Origin of the sequence: Microvirga sp. GCM10011540, assembly GCF_042650665.1 — a bacterium.
GTDB lineage: Bacteria > Pseudomonadota > Alphaproteobacteria > Rhizobiales > Beijerinckiaceae > Microvirga > Microvirga lenta.
Genome location: NZ_JBHSBQ010000067.1, coordinates 1 through 1063 on the forward strand (window position 1 = coordinate 1; position 1063 = coordinate 1063).

At 62.1% G+C, this 1063-nt stretch carries 1 protein-coding gene; it reads right to left on the reverse strand.

The window, feature by feature from the left end; genetic code table 11:
* Positions 1-1063 (reverse strand): CBM35 domain-containing protein (locus ACFOYU_RS15255; protein WP_377034248.1); only part of this gene is annotated, 1063 nt, incomplete at both ends.

Here is a 1063-nt window from a genome sequence, read left to right on the forward strand (position 1 = left end):
GCAGGCCGGCGGCCGAGAAGGTCAGGCTCTCGCCATCGGCATCGCTGAACCGGGTGCTCAGATCGAGGTTGAACGCGCTGTCCTCGGCCACCGTCGCATCGGCAATGCCGCCATCCACCACAACCGGTGCACGGTTGGCGGGCGCCTCGTCGACATTGGTGACAGGGAGGATAAAGGTGGCTGAGGTGGCATCCACCCCGGTGCCCAGGCTGGCATCATCGACCGTGACAGCGACACTGTAGCTCGCCAGGGTTTCGTAATCGGCCGTGCCCACGAAGTACAGCTCGGTGCCACGGATCTCAAACGAGGCAGCATCCGTGCCCGTCAGGGCGAGATTGTTGGTGCCCAGTGCGTCATCGGCAACGACAATGTCGGCCACCTTGAGACCGGTCGTATGGTCGACATTTTCCACCACTTCCGTGGTCACGGCGCTGAGTGTTACCGCCGTAGGAGCTTGGTTGACCGGGGCTGCCTGGGTGATCTCGATGCGGTCGAGATTCGGACCAGTGGTTGCGTTTGGCGGAATGGCGAGACTGATCGTATTCTCGCCCGCCTCAAGCCGAACCGTGACCGTCTGGAATTTCCAGTTGTTGAAGCCTTCAGCAGGGCCGGGAGCGCTCGTTCCGGTTGCGATGAATGGAAGCGTCTGCGCCGACCCGCTGTTAACAATCAGGTTCAGCGGACGGTCGCCATTCGACGCATAGCGTATGTTGAGATCGTAACTTCCTGCCTCAGCGATCTGGACACGGTAGGTAAACATATCACCCGCAGTATCCCCGAAGTCGACGTAGCCGGTTCCTGAGTAATCCGGCCGCAATCCGCTCCCACCTGGATATTGCGATCCCGTCTCCGGGTTGCTTGCATCGCGGACGGTCGTATCGTTGGTATTGGTGTCCCGATCCAGAATGGTCGCTGTGCCACTCTCCGCCTGGATGACGATGGGCTGGAACACCACCGGATCGGCGGCGGCGACGACGAGGGCGAAGGTGTCGGAGACAGCCTCGCCAGCGCTGTCGGTGGCCGTCACCGTCACATCATAGGTGCCGGCTGCCGTGGGCGCGCC